This window comes from Thiothrix lacustris DSM 21227, assembly GCF_000621325.1.
GTDB lineage: Bacteria > Pseudomonadota > Gammaproteobacteria > Thiotrichales > Thiotrichaceae > Thiothrix > Thiothrix lacustris.
Map to the genome: position 1 here is coordinate 156,726 of NZ_JHYQ01000003.1, position 18,513 is coordinate 175,238.

The following is an 18,513-nucleotide window of genomic DNA, read 5'->3' on the forward strand; positions in this document are numbered from 1 at the left end:
TTGGCTTAATCCCCTAATAATGCTTGTAAATTAGCTACATAAGCACTGGCAGTTGCTTGCCGCTCTTCGGGTGTGACCACTTTTTTGTCTTCCCATTCCAGATGTTCTGGCGGTAATTCGTCAAGGAAACGGCTGGGTTCGACAGTGGAGGCTTCGCCGTAGCGCGAACGGGTTTTGGCGTAGCTGATGGTGAGGTTTTTCTGGGCGCGGGTAATGCCGACGTAGGCGAGGCGGCGTTCTTCCTGAATGCTTTGTTCGTCGACGCTGTTGGCGTGGGGCAGGAGTTCTTCTTCAACACCGACCAGAAACACGCTGGGGAATTCCAGCCCTTTGGCAGCGTGTAAGGTCATCAGGCTGACCGCATCCTGTTCTTTTTCTTCATTATTACGCTCCAGCATGTCGACCAAACTCATGTGGGCGATGATGTCGCTGAGGGTTTCTTTGCCTGCGCCATCGTCGTGGAGTTTGCGGATCCATTCGACGATTTCCCAGACGTTTTTCATGCGCGATTCGGCTTGTTTGGGGGTATTGCAGGTGTTTTTTAGCCAGTCTTCGTAGCCAATGTCGTTGATGACTTGTTGGGTGATTTTGGTGGGGTCGGCATTTTCGGCGGCACGGGTGACTTCGTGCAGCCAGCCGCAGAACGTTTCGATGCGCTGGGTGGCTTTGGCAGACACGCGCTGGGCAAAGCCGAGTTCTTGGGCGGCAGTGAGCAGGCTGGTTTTGCGTTCGTGGGCGTATTCACCGAGCTTTTCCAGTGTGGACGTGCCGATTTCGCGTTTGGGTGTGTTGATGATGCGCAGGAAGGCGGCATCGTCGTCGGGATTGCTGATCAGGCGCAGGTAGGCGAGGATGTCTTTGACTTCGGCGCGTGAGAAAAACGAGGTGCCACCGCTGATTTTGTAGGCGATATTGTTTTCGCGCAGGGCTTTTTCAAACAAGCGGCTTTGGTGATTGCCTCGGTAGAGGATGGCGAAATCCTTGAACTCAGCGCGGTCGCGGAAGCGGGATTTGAGGATTTCTCCGACGACTTTTTCGACTTCGTGTTCGGGGGTGCGGGCGGGCATGATGCGGATCGGGTCGCCTTCGCCGAGGGTGCTCCACAGATTTTTCTCGAATAAATGTGGGTTATTGCCGATGAGTTTGTTGGCACTTTGCAGGATGCGGCTGGTGGAACGGTAGTTTTGTTCCAGCTTGACGACCTTGAGCATGGGGTAATCTTGCTGTAATTGCGCAATGTTTTCCGGGCGTGCGCCGCGCCAAGCGTAGATGGATTGGTCGTCGTCGCCAACGGCAGTCAGTGCGCCGCGAACGCCAGAGAGTAAGCGGATCAGGCGGTATTGGCAGGCGTTGGTGTCTTGGTATTCGTCGACTAGCAAGTAGCGTAATTTATTTTGCCAGTGTTGCAGGGCGTCGGGGTGTTGCTCGAACAGTTGCACCGGTAGCACGATGAGGTCGTCAAAGTCGACGGCGTTATAGGCTTTGATTTGACGCTGGTATTTTTCGTATAAAATCGCGGCGAGTTTTTCGTCGGTGGTATTAGCGAGCAGGGCGGCTTGCTCGATTGAGATGAAGTCGTTTTTCCAGCGGGAAATGATCCAGCGCAGGTTATCGGCTTCCTCCACATCTTCTTTGTGGGCGAGTTCTTTGAGGATGGCGGCACTGTCTTGCGCGTCGAGGATGCTGAAATTCTTTTTGTAGCCGAGGCGTTTGGCTTCGCGCTTGATGATATTGAGGCCAAGGGTATGGAAGGTGGAAACGGTCAACCCTTTGGCTTCTTCCTTGGTCAAAAGTTGCGTGGCACGTTCGCGCATTTCGCGGGCGGCCTTGTTGGTGAAGGTGATCGCGGCGATTTGGTCGGCAGAATGCACGCCTTTGCGGATCATCCAGGCGATTTTCTGGGTGATCACACGGGTTTTGCCACTGCCAGCGCCCGCGAGGACGAGGAGGGGAGAGCCGAGGTGCGTGACCGCAGCTTGTTGTTCAGGGTTGAGTCCGTTCATGGGGTTGGATTGAATACTTTTTGTAGCCAAGTAATTAGGGCAATAAAATTGGGGTGATCCTTTTCAAACAAGCCTTGGTGATAAGCATATGAGGGGGATATACCGGGTTCTTTTTGCCATGCGAGCCAGGTGGATAGGTGAGCTTTTGAATCGTGGTGGTCAGCAAAAGTTTTGAGTTCGCCAAGATTACCAATTGTAGTTTTGGCGTGGTTCAGTAGGTCATTCTGACTTGGTTTTGTGGTACTGATGAACAAGTCTTCGATCATTCCGTCAGAAAAGTGATTTGGCATGATCCAAATGCCAATTTTTGCCCCTGATGGGTGTGAAAAAATTTCACCGTTACCTTCTTGGAGAGGCATATCAGTGATAATAAAACCCTTGTCAGATAAAAGTGATGTAAGTTGATCTCGGCGATTGTTAAAGCCATTCAGCTCTTGAGTAGAGTGGTCAGCATCGACAATGACACCTAATGTTGAGACTTGCCCACGAATTAATAAATCAACTTGCAGTTTGAGTTGCTTGTATAGAGGCTGAAGCCCATTTCTATAAATCTGGGCATCAACATCACGGGGTATTTTAGGTTCGATTTCAACTTGACTGGGAAGATCAGCTAATAATTGATTAAAAAATTTCTGATCGCTGGCTCCTTCGACCAATAGGATGTTTTTTGTTTGCATCAGCGTACTTCCATCCCTGTCTCAGCAATCAGTTTGATGTCATCTTCGTTGTACGTTAGTGCAGTGATTTTGCCTTTATCAATCGCCCGTTCGTTACGCCCCAATGAGATGAGGCGGCCTTCCTCTTCAGACTGAAGCGCAATTTTGCTGAATGCCCTGATCGTATCTTGGCTATGAGTCGTTGCAAATACCTGAATATCAAGCTCCTTTGCTAACTTGAATAGCTTCTCCCACACATCTTCCTGAATCGAATAGTGCAAGCCATTCTCGAACTCGTCGATCATCAGATAGCCACCTTTGGCTTGATAAGCGTACAGGAATATTTGCAGTAGACGACTCATGCCTTCACCCATAGATTTTATAGAGCGAGCTTCTTCTTCGCCTGCAACAGAAACCATAGTCACTTGGTTTGTTGTGTAAAAAACATCGTCAATATTTTTATCTATAATCTGTAAGGCATTTTTTAGTAGCTGGTCTTTTTTTTGTATTCTTATTTTATCCCATGCCTTAGCTAATTCTTTTTCTGGATATATGGTTGTTTTGATGAAGGAAAATGTATGATTATCTTCGGGGAATAGTTGTTCGTGTACATGCTTTTCTGTAAGGTTCTTGTCGTTTATCACTACACTAACATCCACACGACCATTTTGTGAGTGATGTTTATATTGAATATAGTTTTTTTTAGATGAATCCCCAATATAGGAATCTCCTTCTAAAATACTTAGGGTGTTTTTTGAAAATACTTCACCCCTCATTTTTGCAATATCCTTTAAAGCCTGTGAATGACCATGCTGTGAAAAAAGTGCAATAGCCTCCAACAACGTACTCTTCCCGCTATTGTTCTTCCCCACGATTAGGTTCACCCGCCCCAGCGAGGGGATGGTGAGGTCTTCAAAGCAGCGGAAATTCTTGATGTGCAGGCTGTCGAGCATGGTGGTTGTCCTTCATCCATAAGTCTCCGAACTATAGCAAATTCCGGCTAGAGGCGTGAACAAGTGCATGTATAATCCCCATCATGATAACGATTGCAAGCCTTACCGATCTCAATTTTCACCATGTGCTGACAGAAACGCCCGGCGCTGCACTGGTATTTTTCACCGCGCCCAACTGCGGGGCGTGCCGCAACCTCAAGATTGCACTGGAAAAATACCGGCGTGAGTTTCTACCCTTACCCGTCTTCGAGGTGGATGCCGTCCACAATGGCGGGCTGGTGAACGCGCTGGAGATTTTCCATTTGCCCGCAATGTACCTGTATGTGGATGGGCATTATCACTGTGAACTCCATTCCGAACCACTGCCCACGCGGATTCACGTAGCCATTCAGGCCGCACTGCAATTACCCGCCGAGGATGAGCCATGATCATTGATGCAGAAACCGGCCTGCTGGACATTGCCCGCCAGTGCCCATCCCCCAACCACGATGAACGCCCGAATGGCTGTGTGCCGGAACTGATCGTGTTGCACAATATCAGCTTGCCGCCTTATGAGTTTGGCGGGAATTGGATCGACCAGCTCTTCACCAATCAACTCGACCCGACGGCGCACCCGTTTTTTGCCGATATTTGCCATTTACGGGTTGCCAGTCACTTGCTGATCCGACGTGAAGGTGAAATCGTGCAATACGTGCCGTTCCATTTACGGGCATTTCACGCGGGCGTGTCGCAGTGGCGCGGGCGGGAGCGTTGCAATGACTTTTCCATCGGTATCGAAATCGAAGGCACTGATTTTGAAGTTTTCACCGAAGCTCAGTACCAACAGTTGGCGCAATTGCTGCCTGCGCTGGTGGCTGCCTATCCGGGTTTGAGTTTGCAGCACATTACCGGGCACGAACATATTGCACCAGGGCGCAAAACAGATCCTGGTCCATTTTTCGATTGGCAACGTTTGAGTGGGGTGTTAGCGGTGGACTTACCCGCTTCTGCAAGCAGTGAATATCCGCTTGTTGTAGAAATACCACTGCCAGCATAAAAAAGATTCAATCGGCAAAGTTTTCATACTGCCCTATACTCTGTGTATGTTGTTTGAATAAGACAGTTGATACATCGCCATACACAAACGAGGGAGTGTTTCATGAGTATGCAAAAACCGATATCCAAATCATTCATGCAGACACGCAGGGATTTGCTGTTATTGCCATTAATGTTGATGGCTGAACGCGTGCTTGCTGTGTCAGTACCTGAGTTACCCGCTGGCTCTTGCCCGTTAAACAGTGGTGGCCCATCATTATTGGGGACAAAATGGCGTTTATATTCTGTCTATGACAATAAAGTGCCGCCAGAACTGGATGTCACGATGGAAGTGGGTGATAACGCACTGAAGGGTTTTGCAGGTTGTAATGATTATACGGCTGTCTTTCAAAGAGTTGGGCACACAGGGTTTAAGATGGCCAAGATTGAGCGAGGTGAAAAGGGTTGCCCGGTATTATCGACGGGTGCTGGTTTACCAACGATCAATGTGGGGAGTTGGGAAGGCAGTTACTTGCGAACCTTAGGGCGTGCGGGAAGTGTTCAGCAGGAAGGTAGTCTGTTGCAATTTTTCAACATGAATGGCGCACCATCAGTGGTATTTACCAAACATTACGGGGATGCTGGTGTGGAAAATGCCGCACCAGAAACCCCGCCAGCAGAGGGTACAGTACCCGCGCCTGCACCAGAACCGGCACCTCCTGCGACTTCCTGATGAAAACACGCTAGATTGAGGTTAAAAGGGTGGTATGATACAAGGCTTTTTTAGCTTCTAACGCGCAGGAGAAAAGCGGCATGTTTTCTAGCCAGATGAAAATCGCAGGTTATGACGATGAATTGTGGGATGCGATGCAGTCCGAAGTGCGTCGTCAAGAAGAGCACATTGAACTGATAGCTTCTGAAAACTACGCTAGCCCGCGTGTGATGGAAGCTCAGGGTTCTGTGTTGACCAATAAATACGCGGAAGGCTACCCGGCCAAGCGTTATTATGGTGGTTGCGAATACGTCGATAAAGCCGAGCAGCTTGCCATTGACCGCGTTAAACAATTGTTTGGCGCGGATTATGCCAACGTGCAACCGCATTCCGGCTCACAGGCCAACGCAGCCGTTTACATGGCGCTGTTGAACCCCGGTGATACTGTACTGGGCATGAGCCTGGCACACGGTGGTCACTTGACCCACGGTGCCAAAGTCAACTTCTCCGGCAAAATCTACAACGCAGTGCAATACGGCATCACCGATGATGGCTACATTGACTATGCTGAAGTTGAGCGCCTGGCGGTTGAACACAAGCCCAAAATGATCGTGGCAGGTTTTTCGGCTTACTCCCGCGTCATTGACTGGAGCAAGTTCCGCGAAATCGCCGATAAAGTTGGTGCGTACCTGATGGTAGACATGGCACACGTTGCCGGTTTGGTGGCCGCAGGCGTGTACCCCAGCCCGGTGCAAATTGCTGACGTGACCACGTCCACGACGCACAAAACCTTGCGTGGTCCGCGTGGTGGTATCATTTTGGCGAAATCCAATCCTGATTTGGAAAAGAAGTTCAACTCACTGGTATTTCCCGGTATTCAAGGCGGCCCCTTGATGCACGTCATTGCTGCCAAAGCGGTGGCTTTCAAGGAAGCCCTCGAACCTGAATTTACCGTTTACCAGCAGCAAGTCGCCAAGAATGCCAAAGTCATGGCAGAAACCCTGATTGCACGCGGTTACAAGATCGTTTCCGGTGGAACGGATAATCACCTGATGCTGGTTGACCTGATTGCCAAAGGCATTACCGGCAAGGCTGCGGATGCGGCGCTGGGTGCTGCGAACATCACCGTTAACAAGAACTCCGTGCCGAATGACCCGCAATCGCCTTTCGTTACCAGCGGTATCCGCGTGGGTACGCCTGCAATTACCACCCGTGGTTTCAAGGAAGCAGAATCCGCGCAACTGGCTAACTGGATGGCAGACGTGTTGGACAATGTGGAAGACACTGCCACGATCGAACGGGTGAAAGAGCAAGTGCTGGACATTTGCGCGCGATTCCCGGTCTACAAGTCTACCTCGTTTGGCGATCACCCGGCGTAAGGCGTCATGCGATGCCCTTTTTGCGGTGCCGATGACACGCGGGTAGTCGATTCACGCTTGGCGAACGAAGGCGATCAAGTGCGCCGTCGTCGCCGTTGCGTGGTATGCGATGAGCGCTTTACCACCTATGAAGTGGCAGAGTTGACTCTGCCACGTGTGATCAAATCCAATGCCGCCCGCGAACCGTTTAACGACGACAAATTGCGTGGCGGCATTATGCGTGCGCTGGAAAAACGCCCGGTATCCATTGAAAGTATCGAGGCCGCTCTCAGCCATATTCGCAAAACCATCCTGATTAGCGGCGAACGCGAAGTGCCATCCTCCATGATTGGCGAGCTGGTGATGCATGAGTTGCGGCGACTAGATGAAGTTGCCTACATTCGTTTCGCTTCCGTTTACCGGCGTTTTGACGATATTGAAGAATTCCGCAGCATGATCGAACATCTGGAAAATGATCAGGCATGAATTTTACCCCCGACGACCACCGTTACATGGCACGGGCGCTGCAACTGGCGCGACGCGGGCTTTACACGACCCAACCTAACCCACGCGTGGGTTGTGTGATCGTGCGTGATGGGCAAATCGTCGGCGAAGGCTGGCACGAACGTGCTGGCGAACCACACGCCGAAGTCCACGCCTTACGCATGGCGGGTGAAGCCGCTTGCGGAGCCACTGCTTATGTAACCCTAGAACCCTGTTCCCATTACGGGCGCACGCCGCCGTGTGCCAATGCTTTGGTGCAAGCAGGTGTGGCACGGGTCGTTGCCGCAATGGTTGACCCCAACCCGCTGGTGGCTGGCAAAGGTTTACAGATGCTGCAACAGGCTGGTATTACCACCGCTGCGGGATTGCTGGAAAGTGAAGCACGCGCCCTCAACCCCGGTTTCATTTCGCGCATGGAACGCAACCGCCCCTACATCCGCCTGAAAATGGCGATGAGCCTTGACGGACGTACCGCGATGGAATCCGGCGAAAGCGTGTGGATCACGGGTGAAGCTGCGCGGCGGGATGTGCAATTTCTACGGGCGCAAGCAGGCGCAATCCTCACAGGTATCGGCACAGTGCTGGCGGATAACCCTTCGCTCAACGTGCGCCTGAGTGCCGATGAGTTGGGGATTAGCGGTGAAGTGCGCCAGCCTACACGGGTAGTGCTCGACTCTGCGTTACAATTCCCCTTGAACGCTGTCATGCTCACCTTACCGGGTGACATTCTCCTGTACACCTGTAGCGCTGATGTGCAAAAAATAGCGCAACTGGAACAAGCTGGGGCAAAAGTCCGGCATTTTTCCGGCAACACCTTGCAACTGTCCGACGTCATGAGTGCTTTGGTGGAGGATGGCATTAGCGAAGTTCACGTGGAAGCGGGGGCAACCCTCGGCGGTGCGCTGGTCGAACAGGGTTTTGCTGACGAGTTGGTGATTTACCTTGCGCCGCATTTGATGGGTTCCAGCGCCCGTGCTTTGTTTAATTTGCCGCATATTGCGCAGATGAGTGAGCGCATTCCGTTGGAAATTCGTGATATTCGCGCAGTAGGGCAAGATTGGCGTATTATTGCCAGCCTGCAAACCAGAGGTTAAAAACGGATGTTTACCGGCATTATCGAATCCATTGGCACGATCCGCGACATGCAGCCCAAAGGCGGCGACATGCGCTTGACCCTTGCGACCGGCAAATTGGACATGAGTGATGTTGCCCTCGGCGACAGCATTGCGGTGAATGGCGTGTGTTTGACGGCGATTGCCTTTGATAGCAGCAGTTTCAGCGCTGACGTTTCCCGCGAAACCTTATCCCTGACCAGCCTTGGCAATCTGTCACGTGGCTCGAAAGTGAATCTGGAAAAAGCCCTGACCCTGCAAACCCGTCTCGGTGGGCATCTGGTCAGTGGTCACGTCGATGGTTTGGGTGAAATCATCAGCCGTCACGACGATGCGCGTTCGGTGCGTTTCAGCATCCGCGCCCCGGATAGCCTCGCCAAATACATTTCGGCGAAAGGCTCGATCACGGTCGATGGCACCAGCCTCACCGTCAACAAGGTCGATGGCAGCACTTTTGAACTCAATATCGTCCCGCACACGCTGGAAGAAACCATCATTGCCGACTACCGCAGCGGCACGAAGGTCAATCTGGAAGTCGATGTCATTGCCCGTTACCTTGAGCGCCTGCTGCTGGGCGACAAAGCTGCATATCCGACCACGGGTGGCGGTATTACTGAAGCATTCCTCGCCGAACACGGCTTTATGAAGTGAGAAACCATGCAATTCAACACCACAGAAGAGATTCTTAAAGACCTCGCAGAAGGCAAAATGGTCGTTATCGTTGACGACGAAGACCGCGAAAACGAAGGCGACCTGTTGATGGTGGCCTCCCTGACACGCCCGGAAGACATCAACTTCATGGCTAAGGAAGGGCGTGGTCTGGTGTGCCTGACCCTGACTCGTGAACGCTGCAAGCAGTTGAATTTGCCGCTGATGATTTCCGGGACAGATGAAGCACACAGCACCAACTTCACCATTTCGATTGAAGCGGCGGAAGGTGTCACCACCGGCATTTCAGCTTACGACCGTGCCCACACCATCCGCACTGCTGTTGCGCCGAATGCCTTGCCTGCCGATATTGAGCAGCCGGGGCATATTTTCCCGCTGATGGCGCAACCCGGCGGGGTGCTCACCCGCGCAGGCCATACCGAAGCCGGTTGTGATTATGCGCGTTTGGCAGGTTTCGAGCCTGCGGCGACGATTGTGGAAATCCTCAACGAAGACGGTACGATGGCTCGCCGCCCTGATCTGGAAATTTTCGCCGAAAAGCACGGCCTGAAAATGGGCAGCATCGAAGACCTGATCCGTTATCGGGTACAGCACGAAAAAAGCATCGAGCGCGTGTTTGAAAAAGAAGTGCAAACCGAATACGGCCCTTTCCATCTGGTGGCTTATAAGGAATTGGCTAAGCAAGATATTCATCTGGCATTGGTCAAGGGCGAAATCGGCGCTGATGATACCGTGATGGTGCGGGTGCATCTGGAAAATGAATTATGTGATCTGTTGGCCTTGACCGAACCGGGCTGCGGTTGGCCGTTACGCGGGGTTATGCAGCGTATTCAGGAAGAAGGCAAAGGCGTTATTGTCATCCTGCGCGAGCCTATTCAGCCACAAGATGTATTAAATCGCTTGAAAGGGTTTGAATCTCAACCAGTTGTACAGGACAATACTCGTTCTTCTCCGGCTGAATTAAAAACCTACGGGATCGGGGCGCAAATCCTCTCTGACCTCGGTGTCCACCGGATGCTTGTGATGAGTGCTCCACGGCGTTTGCATGGCATTGCCGGTTTTGGTCTGGAAATTGTTGATTATATTCAGGATTAAGTAACTCCTTACCCCAGGGTTACGTGATTGTTCTTTAAAATGAATTTAGGATGGTTCAATGAGCTTCAATGTCATCGAAGGTGATTTTGCCCCACAGGAAGCCAAATACGGCATCGTCGTTGCGCGTTTCAATGGTTTTATCGTCGAAAGCCTGCTGTCAGGCGCGATTGATGCCCTCAAGCGTCATGGTGGCGTGAAAGAGGAAGACATCGACGTGGTGCGCGTTCCGGGCGCTTATGAATTGCCACTGGTGGCACAAGCGATGGCGGCCAATGGTGATTACGATGCCATTATTGCACTGGGTGCAGTGATTCGTGGTAGCACGCCGCATTTCGACTTCGTGGCAGGCGAAGCCTCCAAAGGTCTGGCGCAAGTGGGTTTGAGCCATGAACTGCCCGTCATTTTCGGCGTTTTGACGACCGATACCATCGAACAATCCATCGAACGGGCAGGCACTAAAGCAGGTAACAAAGGCGCAGAAGCCGCTTTGTCAGCACTGGAAATGGTGTCCTTGTTACGTAAGATCAGGAAAACAGCATAACATGGCAGGACACAAACCCCTTTCGGAGTCCCAGCAACTGATTGCCCGTCGTCGCGTTTCGCGGCGGCTGGCCATGCAAGGCGCTTACCAGTGGTTGATTACGGGCAACAGTTTTCAGGAAATTTACCTGTATTTTCAGGAAGAGTTGGAGCTGGCGGCGGATTTCCGCAAGTCTGACACGGCTTTTTTCCACAAGTTGCTACGTTGTGCGATTGAAGGGGGCGCAGAACTGGAAGCCCGCATTTCCCCGCATCTTGACCGTTCCTTGGCGCAAGTTGACCCGATTGAACACGCTGTTTTGCGGGTAGCGACCTGTGAATTGCTCAATCACCTCGAAACACCTTACAAGGTGGTGGTGAACGAGTACGTCAATCTGGCGAAAAAGTACGGCGCGGAACAGGCGCACAAGTTTATCAATGGTGTGCTGGATAAGGTGGCAACCGAAATCCGCCCGCTTGAGTCCCAAGCCAACCGCAAATAAGCGTTACTGCAAAAACCTTCCATCGGCTCTACACACTTTCTGCACATCTGCACGTTATGCTTATCAGGGCATTTAAATAAACGATAAACAGGAGTGTGGCGCAATATGAGCCTTAAAACAGAAACGATTAAACACGATAACAAGCTCTCCCTGCTATTCCGGCAGGGTGTGCGTTCGCGGCGTGCCTGCGGGTGTGCCCCGGAAATGCCGCGCGAAGAGCGGATGCAGCGCTGGCAACATCGGTTGGAAAAGCTGTTTGCGCGGCAGGTGTATTGATCTGGTCTTTTTTTCTTTGGATGACATGGGGCAATATTAGTTAGGGGATCTAGTTACCACAAGAGTAAAAGGGCGTATACAATACGCCCCTACAGGTAGTACTCGCAAAAGAATAAAGGACCCCCATGAACTACGAAGGCATCGAAACCCTCCCTCTCCAGGCATACACCGAAAAGGCGTACCTCGATTATTCCATGTACGTCATCCTCGATCGCGCCCTCCCGCACCTTGGCGATGGCCTCAAGCCCGTACAGCGACGCATCGTCTACGCCATGTCGGAACTCGGCCTGACCGCCGCTTCAAAGCATAAAAAATCGGCGCGTACCGTCGGTGACGTGCTCGGTAAATTCCACCCGCACGGCGACTCGGCTTGTTACGAAGCGATGGTGTTGATGGCGCAACCATTTTCCTACCGTTACCCGCTGGTGGATGGGCAGGGCAACTGGGGTTCGCAGGATGACCCGAAATCGTTCGCGGCGATGCGTTACACTGAATCGCGCCTCACGCCTTACGCCAAAGTGTTGCTGCAAGAGCTGGGGCAGGGCACGGCGAGCTGGCAACCCAATTTCGACGGCACGTTGGAAGAACCGACTATCCTGCCTGCGCGTTTGCCCAATATCCTGCTCAACGGCGGCAGCGGCATTGCGGTCGGCATGGCCACCGACATTCCACCGCACAACCTGCGCGAAGTGGTGAATGCCTGCATCCACCTGCTCGATCACCCCAACGCTACGCTGACGGATGTGTGCCACTACATCCCCGCGCCCGATTTGCCCACCGAAGCGGAAATCATCACCCCGGCGGCAGATTTCCTCAGCCTCTATGAAAAGGGCAATGGCAGCTACAGGATGCGGGCGCGGTATGAGGTCGAAGATGGCGACATTATCATCACCGCCTTGCCCTATCAGGTGTCCGGCAGCAAGATTCTCGAACAGATTGCCGCGCAAATGCAGGCGAAAAAACTCCCGCTGGTGGAAGACTTGCGCGACGAATCCGACCACGAACAGCCGGTGCGTCTGGTGATCGTGCCGCGTTCCAACCGTGTCGATATCGACATGCTGATGTCGCACCTGTTCGCCAGTACCGATCTGGAACGCAGCTACCGCGTCAATATGAACATGATCGGCACGGATGGGCGGCCACGGGTCAAGGGCTTGCTCACCATCCTCAACGAATGGCTGAGTTTCCGCCGCCAGACTGTGACCCGTCGCCTGCAATGGCGTCTCGATAAAGTGGAAAAACGTCTGCACCTGTTGGCAGGTTTGCTCACCGCTTTCCTCAATATCGACGAAGTGATCCACATTATCCGCACCGAGGACGAGCCGAAAGCGGTGCTGATGCAACGTTTCGACCTCACTGAGATTCAGGCCGATTACATTCTCGACACCAAGCTGCGCCAATTGGCACGGCTGGAAGAAATGAAAATCCGGGGCGAACTGGATGAGCTGGAAAAAGAGCGCGAACACCTGCTCTCCCTGCTCGGTTCCGACACCAAGCTCACCAGCCTGATCCGCAAGGAACTCAAGGAAGACGCCAAGCTCTACGGCGACGAGCGCCGTTCGCCGCTCAAAGAACGTGCCGCTGCGCAAGTGCTGGATGAAACTGCGCTGACGCCTTCCGAGCCTGTCACCGTGGTGGTCTCGAAAATGGGCTGGATACGTTCTGCCAAAGGCCACGACATTGACCCGCCTTCACTCAGTTACAAGCAGGGCGATGAATTCCTCACTTCGGTACGCGGGCGTTCCAGTCAGCAAGTGGTGCTGCTCGACAGTAGTGGGCGCACTTATTCGCTACCAGCCAACGGCTTGCCATCGGCACGCGGGCAAGGCGAACCGCTGACCGGCAAACTCTCACCACCTGCTGGCGCGAAATTCCAGTACGCGCTGATGGGGAAGGATAGCGATGCTTATTTGCTGTATTCGGGCGAAGGCTACGGTTTCCTCTGCACCCTCGGCGATATGCAAAGCCGCGTCAAAGCGGGCAAGGTGACCTTGACCACCGGCGAGGGTGTGGATATTTTGCCACCGTTGCAGGTGTCGAATATTGCCACCGACGCGCTGGTGCTGGTGTCATCGTCTGGTTACGTGCTGGTGATCGGCTTGGCGGATGTCCCGCAGCTTTCCAAGGGTAAGGGCAACAAGTTGATCAGCCTGAAAAAAGGTGGCTTGGATGTTGCCGATGAGTCCTTGGTGTTTGCTGCGATTCTGCCGCAAGCGGGTAGCTTGATGATCCATGCAGGCAAGCAATTCAAAACCATCAAGGGTCATGAACTGGATGAATACCGCAGTGAACGCGCCAAACGCGGCAAATTGTTACCAAAAGGTTACCAAAATGTCACTGGTCTGGAGATCAGCAGCAATTAGTAGGGATAACTTGAATCCCGGTGCAGCTAACCTACTATTCACGGCATAACACCTAACACAGAGGTTAATAGACATGATGCGAATTATTTTACTGGCGATGACCAACTTTGCGGTTATGGCAGTGTTGTTTGTGTCGATGAGCATCATCGGCAAATTGTTTGGTATTAATATGAGTGCTGGCAGCATGGGCGGCATTCTGACCATGGCGGTCATTTTCGGTTTCGGCGGCTCCTTCGTGAGCTTGCTGATGTCCAAATGGATGGCGAAGCGCAGCATGGGCGTGCAAATCATTGAAAACCCGCAGACCGCGCAAGAGCGTTGGTTGGTGGAAACCGTGCGTCGACAGGCTGAAAAGTCCGGTATCGGTATGCCTGAGGTCGGTATTTTCCATTCCCCTGACCCGAATGCGTTTGCCACAGGTGCGAGCCGTAACAATGCACTGGTTGCCGTCAGCCAAGGCTTGCTCGACCACATGACGGCGGATGAAGTGGAAGCGGTTTTGGGTCATGAAATCGGGCACGTTGCCAACGGTGACATGGTGACGCAAACCTTATTGCAGGGTGTGTTGAATACCTTCGTCATTATCTTTGCGCGTCTGATTGGCATGGTGGTCGACAACTTCTTCCGTAGTAGCAATGATGAAAACAGCGGGGTAGGTTGGGGTTATTACATCGGTTCGATGGTGGCTGAAATTTTCCTGAGTTTTGCCGCGACCGCGATTGTCATGTGGTTCTCACGTTACCGCGAATTCAAAGCTGACATTGCCGGTGCTGATTTGGCAGGCCGCCAGAAGATGATCAATGCGCTGAAGCGTTTGCAGCAAGGCCATGCAACACAGGATTTACCCGGTGAAATGGCGGCGTTTGGTATCGCGGGTGGTTTGGGAACAGGTCTGCGCAAGATCTTCATGACCCACCCACCGCTGGAAGATCGTATTGCTGCGCTGGAAAACGCTCGCTAAACCTTTATAATCCCCGGTTTCATCCTGAATCGGGGATTTTTTGTGTACAAGCTCCTACGCGACCTGTTATTTCTCCTTCCCACCGAAACCTCCCACCACCTTGCGCTCGATTCCCTAAAACTGGCGGGTAAAACCGGCCTGTTGGGTAAACCGGTGGCTTTGCCGGGCAAAGCTGTGACGGTGATGGGCATTGAGTTCCCCAATCCGATTGGTCTGGCGGCAGGGCTGGACAAGAACGGCGACTACATGGATGCGCTGGCAGCCTTGGGTTTCGGTTTTGTCGAAATCGGCACAGTCACACCACGCTCGCAACCGGGCAACCCCAAGCCGCGTTTGTTCCGGCTTCCCGAAGCACAGGCTATTATCAACCGCATGGGTTTCAATAACCACGGGATTGATTACCTGCTGGAACAGGTCAGCAAAGCGCGTTATCAAGGCATTCTTGGGATTAACATCGGCAAGAACTTTGATACGGCGGTGGAAAACGCGGCGGATGATTACCTGATCGGCTTGCGTAAGGCTTACCCACACGCGCATTACGTCACCATCAATATTTCTTCCCCAAACACCCCCGGTTTACGCAGCTTGCAATACGGCGATGAGCTGAAGCGTTTACTGGTGACACTGCGTGAAGAACAGGCAAAACTGGCGCAGGAACACGGGCGTTACGTGCCGGTGGCGATCAAGGTTGCGCCCGATCTGAATGAGGCGGAAATCCGTGACATGGCGGAGGTGTTTTCGTCAGTAGGGATTGATGGCCTGATTGCGACCAATACCACGCTGGATAAAGCGGCGGTGCAAGGTTTGCCACACGGTGAAGAGCAAGGCGGTTTGAGTGGTAAGCCGTTGACGCAGCATTCGACCGAAGTGATCCGTCAGTTCCGTGCTGACATGGCCAGCCAGATTCCGATTATCGGGGTAGGGGGGATTTTGTCGGGTGCGGATGCGCAGGCAAAACTGGCAGCGGGTGCGAGTCTGGTGCAGGTTTACAGCGGTTTCATTTACCGTGGGCCAGCGCTGGTACGTGAATGTGTGGAGGCCACAAAAAAGGCCGGTTAAGACCGGCCTTTTTCTTCAGATGTTAAATCTGATTATTTTGCAGCAGCAGGAGCAGCAGGAGTAGTTGCTGTTACAGCAGCGGCAGGTGCTGGAGTAGTTGCGGTTGCAGCAGCGGCAGGCGCTGGAGTAGTTGCAGTCGCAGCAGGTGCAGCAGCTTTGGCAGCTTCAGCGGCTTTTTGCTGTTGTGCAGCCATTGCTTGACGCTGCTCTTCTACTTTCTTGAAGAAAGCATCAGCTTGTGCACGTTGCATTTCCATTTGCTTCATTACTTGTTCAAAGCTAGCTGCTTGTGGCATGGAGTAGCCAGGCATCATCATTTGAGCAGGCATTTGTGGTTGCATCATTGGCATCTGACCTTGAGCCGCAGGCGCTTGCATCGTTGGTGCTTGCATCATGTTTGGCATACCGTAGCCAGCCCAAGGGTTGTTGCCGTAGCCGTTACCATTCTGGGAAGTGTTGCTGTAGCCGTACATGTTGTTGTAGCCATTGCCGTAGCCATAGCCGTTACCTTGCAGGTTGCTGGCTGCGTTGCCACGGCCATTGCCTGCAACGTCAGAATCCATGTTGGTTTTGCCTTTGCCTTTGAATGTGATGCTGAAGTCAACATCGCCGTCAGCATTGCCGTTACCACGACCCCAGCCATTTACGTCGCTAGCGCCAGTGCCGTAGCCTTGACCAGTACCACTGGTGCTACCTTGGCTTGAACCGTAGCTTTGGCCTGTGCCGCTACCATTGTCAAAACCATCGAAGAATTCAGCAGAAGCGATGCCGGAAGCAGCCAGCAGAGTAGCCATCAGTGCGATTTTTGTAAGTTTCATGAAATATTCCTCTAGCAGATTAAAGCGCTTGGTGAAGCGCAAATAGGGTTTACTTAATATAAGCAAATCATAATATACTTATTGTTAAAAGGCAATATCTGTTAGGTGGTTTTCCAGTTTTTTCATGACGGTTTTTTGATTTAAGTTAGAATAACGGCTTAGTTTGCTGAATGGATAACAACATGATTACTTCGGAAGAAGCTGCCCGCGTATTGGCAGAGGCTGACCTGTTACACTCTGCGGAAGAAGTCAGCGCCATGCTGGATACAATGGCTGCGGAAATTACTGCAAAACTGGCGGATAAAAGCCCGTTGGTGCTGTGTGTAATGACTGGGGGCGTTATCGTGACCGGACATTTGTTGACGCGCCTAGGGTTCCCGCTGGAACAGGATTATTTGCACGCCACCCGCTACCGGGGGGCGACCAGTGGCAGCAAGACCATTACTTGGCTGCACAAACCAGAAACGGCATTGGCAGGCCGTCACATCTTGTTGGTTGATGATATTTTGGACGAAGGCTATACCTTGCGCGAAATTTGCCACTGGTGTCGGGATCAAGGTGCGGCTTCGGTAAACGTCGCCGTGTTGGCAGACAAGCAGCATGAGCGTCGGGTGGAAGGTATCCACCGCGATTTTTCCGCGATCGAATTGGCCGACCGCTACGTGTTTGGCTTCGGGATGGATTATAAGGAATACTGGCGCAACGCCAACGGTATCTACGCAGTAAAAGGACTCTAACACATGACAATTGAATTTGCCGTGATCGGCGGAACCGGCCTGACCGCTATCGAAGGGTTGGAAGTCATCCATCGCGAAGTGGTGCATACCCCTTATGGGGAGCCTTCCGGCCCGGTGACGCATGGCATGATTGAGGGCAAGCGTATCGCGTTTTTGGCGCGGCATGGCTACACCCACAATATTCCGCCACACAAGGTTAATTACCGCGCTAATTTGTGGGCGCTGAAAAGTTTGGGCGTGGAAAAGGTCGTGGCAATGGCCGCCGTAGGGGGAATTACCCCAGAAATGAAGCCAACCCGTTTGGTAATTCCTGATCAGATTATCGACTACACCTACGGGCGGGCGCATACCTTTTTTGAGGAAGGGCTGACGGACGTTACCCACATTGATTTTTCGTGGCCGTATTGCCCTGAAGTGCGCAATGCTTTGCTGGCTGCGGCTGAATGCGCCAAGCTGGATGTTGTGCCACGCGGCACTTACGCCGCCACCCAAGGCCCCCGGCTGGAAACAGCGGCAGAAATTGCGCGATTAGAACGTGACGGTTGCGATCTGGTGGGGATGACCGCGATGCCGGAAGCCTCACTCGCCCGCGAATTAGGCTTGTGCTACGCCAGTTGTGCAGTGGTGGCAAACTGGGCAGCGGGCAAAGATACCGACGAAATCACGATGGCAGAGATTGAGCAAAACCTGCTGCTTGGCATGGCGAGTGCGCGTGCTTTGTTGCGTGCGCTGGTCTGCTAAGCCGCGTTGGATAATCAGCCGCCCTTGTATTTGCAGCCAGTGGCTTCGCGCCAACTGGCTGTTTTTATGGTGGGAACGCATGGGTTAGCAGCCGTCGTGGTGTTGCTGATGCCTGCTTTGGCGCTGGGGTGGAAAATCCCTTTGTGGTTGTTGGTGGCGTTTTCGTTGCGCTATTTCTGGCGTTTGCATATTTCCCGTACCGCACCACAAGCGATTCAGGAGGTGCGCTTTTATCAGGTCGACAATTGTCTGGTGCGCCTGAGGGCAGCGGGTGTGTTTGCGCGGCTGGATGACAGCAGTTTTTTGCAGCCGTGGCTGTGTGTGTTGAATTTGCGAACCAAGGCGGGCAAGTTGCATAGCTTGGTTTTGTTGCCAGACAGTGTGCCGCCGGATGTGCTGCGGCAATTGCGGGTGCGGGTGAAATTCAGTAGCGTTGATGCTCCCACAAAATAAAAACCCT

At 52.7% G+C, this 18,513-nt stretch carries 21 protein-coding genes; 17 read left to right on the forward strand and 4 right to left on the reverse strand.

The window, feature by feature from the left end:
• Window positions 1–5: 5 nt before the first annotated feature.
• Genes rep through Q394_RS0103405 form a run of 3 tightly spaced genes read right to left on the reverse strand, consistent with a single transcriptional unit; the run spans window position 6 to window position 3,612 of the window.
• Window positions 6–2,003 (reverse strand): DNA helicase Rep, encoded by a 1,998-nt coding sequence (rep, locus tag Q394_RS0103395; RefSeq protein WP_028488035.1) that lies wholly within the window; start codon window positions 2,001–2,003, stop codon window positions 6–8.
• Complete coding sequence (locus tag Q394_RS0103400; protein ID WP_028488036.1) at window positions 2,000–2,680, reverse strand: DUF3226 domain-containing protein; 681 nt, start codon at window positions 2,678–2,680, stop codon at window positions 2,000–2,002. The genes rep and Q394_RS0103400 overlap by 4 nt, the downstream gene beginning before the upstream one ends.
• Entirely contained in the window at window positions 2,680–3,612 is a 933-nt protein-coding gene (locus tag Q394_RS0103405) for an AAA family ATPase (RefSeq protein WP_028488037.1), read from the reverse strand. The genes Q394_RS0103400 and Q394_RS0103405 overlap by 1 nt, the downstream gene beginning before the upstream one ends.
• Window positions 3,613–3,695: 83 nt before the next feature.
• On the opposite strand from Q394_RS0103405, the gene Q394_RS0103410 reads away from it, so the two are divergent.
• From Q394_RS0103410 to Q394_RS0103475, 14 genes are all read left to right on the forward strand, one after another.
• Window positions 3,696–4,040 (forward strand): thioredoxin family protein, encoded by a 345-nt coding sequence (locus tag Q394_RS0103410; protein ID WP_038140344.1) that lies wholly within the window; start codon window positions 3,696–3,698, stop codon window positions 4,038–4,040.
• Entirely contained in the window at window positions 4,037–4,648 is a 612-nt protein-coding gene (gene ampD, locus Q394_RS0103415) for a 1,6-anhydro-N-acetylmuramyl-L-alanine amidase AmpD (protein ID WP_028488039.1), read from the forward strand. Before Q394_RS0103410 ends, ampD begins: the two co-directional genes overlap by 4 nt.
• 102 nt (window positions 4,649–4,750) lie before the next feature.
• The gene (locus Q394_RS18985; protein ID WP_051542715.1) at window positions 4,751–5,359 is read left to right on the forward strand and encodes an META domain-containing protein; all 609 of its coding nucleotides are present in this window, start codon (window positions 4,751–4,753) and stop codon (window positions 5,357–5,359) included.
• Window positions 5,360–5,439: 80 nt separating this feature from the next.
• Window positions 5,440–6,717 carry a serine hydroxymethyltransferase gene (glyA, locus tag Q394_RS0103425; protein ID WP_028488040.1) on the forward strand — a complete coding sequence of 426 codons (1,278 nt, stop codon included), beginning with the start codon at window positions 5,440–5,442 and terminating at the stop codon, window positions 6,715–6,717.
• Between the two features lie 6 nt (window positions 6,718–6,723).
• Window positions 6,724–7,182: a transcriptional regulator NrdR gene (nrdR, locus tag Q394_RS0103430; protein WP_028488041.1), complete on the forward strand. Its 459-nt coding sequence runs from the start codon at window positions 6,724–6,726 to the stop codon at window positions 7,180–7,182.
• Complete coding sequence (gene ribD / locus Q394_RS0103435) at window positions 7,179–8,294, forward strand: bifunctional diaminohydroxyphosphoribosylaminopyrimidine deaminase/5-amino-6-(5-phosphoribosylamino)uracil reductase RibD (protein WP_028488042.1); 1,116 nt, start codon at window positions 7,179–7,181, stop codon at window positions 8,292–8,294. Before nrdR ends, ribD begins: the two co-directional genes overlap by 4 nt.
• Before the next feature lie 6 nt (window positions 8,295–8,300).
• Window positions 8,301–8,963, forward strand: a complete 663-nt coding sequence (locus tag Q394_RS0103440) for a riboflavin synthase (protein ID WP_028488043.1) — start codon at window positions 8,301–8,303, stop codon at window positions 8,961–8,963.
• Between the two features lie 6 nt (window positions 8,964–8,969).
• The gene (gene ribB / locus Q394_RS0103445) at window positions 8,970–10,076 is read left to right on the forward strand and encodes a 3,4-dihydroxy-2-butanone-4-phosphate synthase (RefSeq protein WP_028488044.1); all 1,107 of its coding nucleotides are present in this window, start codon (window positions 8,970–8,972) and stop codon (window positions 10,074–10,076) included.
• A 58-nt stretch (window positions 10,077–10,134) separates the two neighbouring features.
• The gene (ribH, locus tag Q394_RS0103450) at window positions 10,135–10,617 is read left to right on the forward strand and encodes a 6,7-dimethyl-8-ribityllumazine synthase (RefSeq protein ID WP_028488045.1); all 483 of its coding nucleotides are present in this window, start codon (window positions 10,135–10,137) and stop codon (window positions 10,615–10,617) included.
• Window position 10,618: 1 nt separating this feature from the next.
• A complete protein-coding gene (gene nusB, locus Q394_RS0103455) occupies window positions 10,619–11,098 on the forward strand; it encodes a transcription antitermination factor NusB (protein WP_028488046.1) in 480 nt (159 codons plus the stop codon).
• A 105-nt stretch (window positions 11,099–11,203) separates the two neighbouring features.
• Complete coding sequence (locus Q394_RS22250) at window positions 11,204–11,374, forward strand: hypothetical protein (protein WP_156946723.1); 171 nt, start codon at window positions 11,204–11,206, stop codon at window positions 11,372–11,374.
• A gap of 125 nt (window positions 11,375–11,499) precedes the next feature.
• A complete protein-coding gene (parC, locus tag Q394_RS0103465) occupies window positions 11,500–13,737 on the forward strand; it encodes a DNA topoisomerase IV subunit A (RefSeq protein ID WP_028488047.1) in 2,238 nt (745 codons plus the stop codon).
• 73 nt (window positions 13,738–13,810) lie between these two features.
• A complete protein-coding gene (gene htpX, locus Q394_RS0103470) occupies window positions 13,811–14,698 on the forward strand; it encodes a protease HtpX (RefSeq protein WP_028488048.1) in 888 nt (295 codons plus the stop codon).
• Window positions 14,699–14,740: 42 nt separating this feature from the next.
• On the forward strand, window positions 14,741–15,757 hold the full coding sequence (locus Q394_RS0103475) for a quinone-dependent dihydroorotate dehydrogenase (RefSeq protein WP_028488049.1): 1,017 nt from the start codon (window positions 14,741–14,743) through the stop codon (window positions 15,755–15,757).
• Window positions 15,758–15,789: 32 nt separating this feature from the next.
• Here the strand turns inward: Q394_RS0103475 and Q394_RS22675 are convergent, their stop codons facing one another.
• Window positions 15,790–16,575, reverse strand: a complete 786-nt coding sequence (locus Q394_RS22675; protein WP_028488050.1) for a hypothetical protein — start codon at window positions 16,573–16,575, stop codon at window positions 15,790–15,792.
• A 182-nt stretch (window positions 16,576–16,757) separates the two neighbouring features.
• On the opposite strand from Q394_RS22675, the gene Q394_RS0103485 reads away from it, so the two are divergent.
• The 3 genes from Q394_RS0103485 to Q394_RS0103495 are packed head-to-tail and all read left to right on the forward strand — an operon-like array spanning window position 16,758 to window position 18,506.
• A complete protein-coding gene (locus tag Q394_RS0103485) occupies window positions 16,758–17,312 on the forward strand; it encodes a hypoxanthine-guanine phosphoribosyltransferase (RefSeq protein ID WP_245606726.1) in 555 nt (184 codons plus the stop codon).
• 3 nt (window positions 17,313–17,315) lie between these two features.
• Window positions 17,316–18,053, forward strand: coding sequence for an S-methyl-5'-thioinosine phosphorylase (locus Q394_RS0103490; RefSeq protein ID WP_028488052.1), 738 nt, complete (start codon window positions 17,316–17,318; stop codon window positions 18,051–18,053).
• A gap of 6 nt (window positions 18,054–18,059) precedes the next feature.
• Window positions 18,060–18,506, forward strand: coding sequence for a protein YgfX (locus Q394_RS0103495; RefSeq protein WP_156946724.1), 447 nt, complete (start codon window positions 18,060–18,062; stop codon window positions 18,504–18,506).
• The last annotated feature ends 7 nt before the right edge of the window (window positions 18,507–18,513 follow it).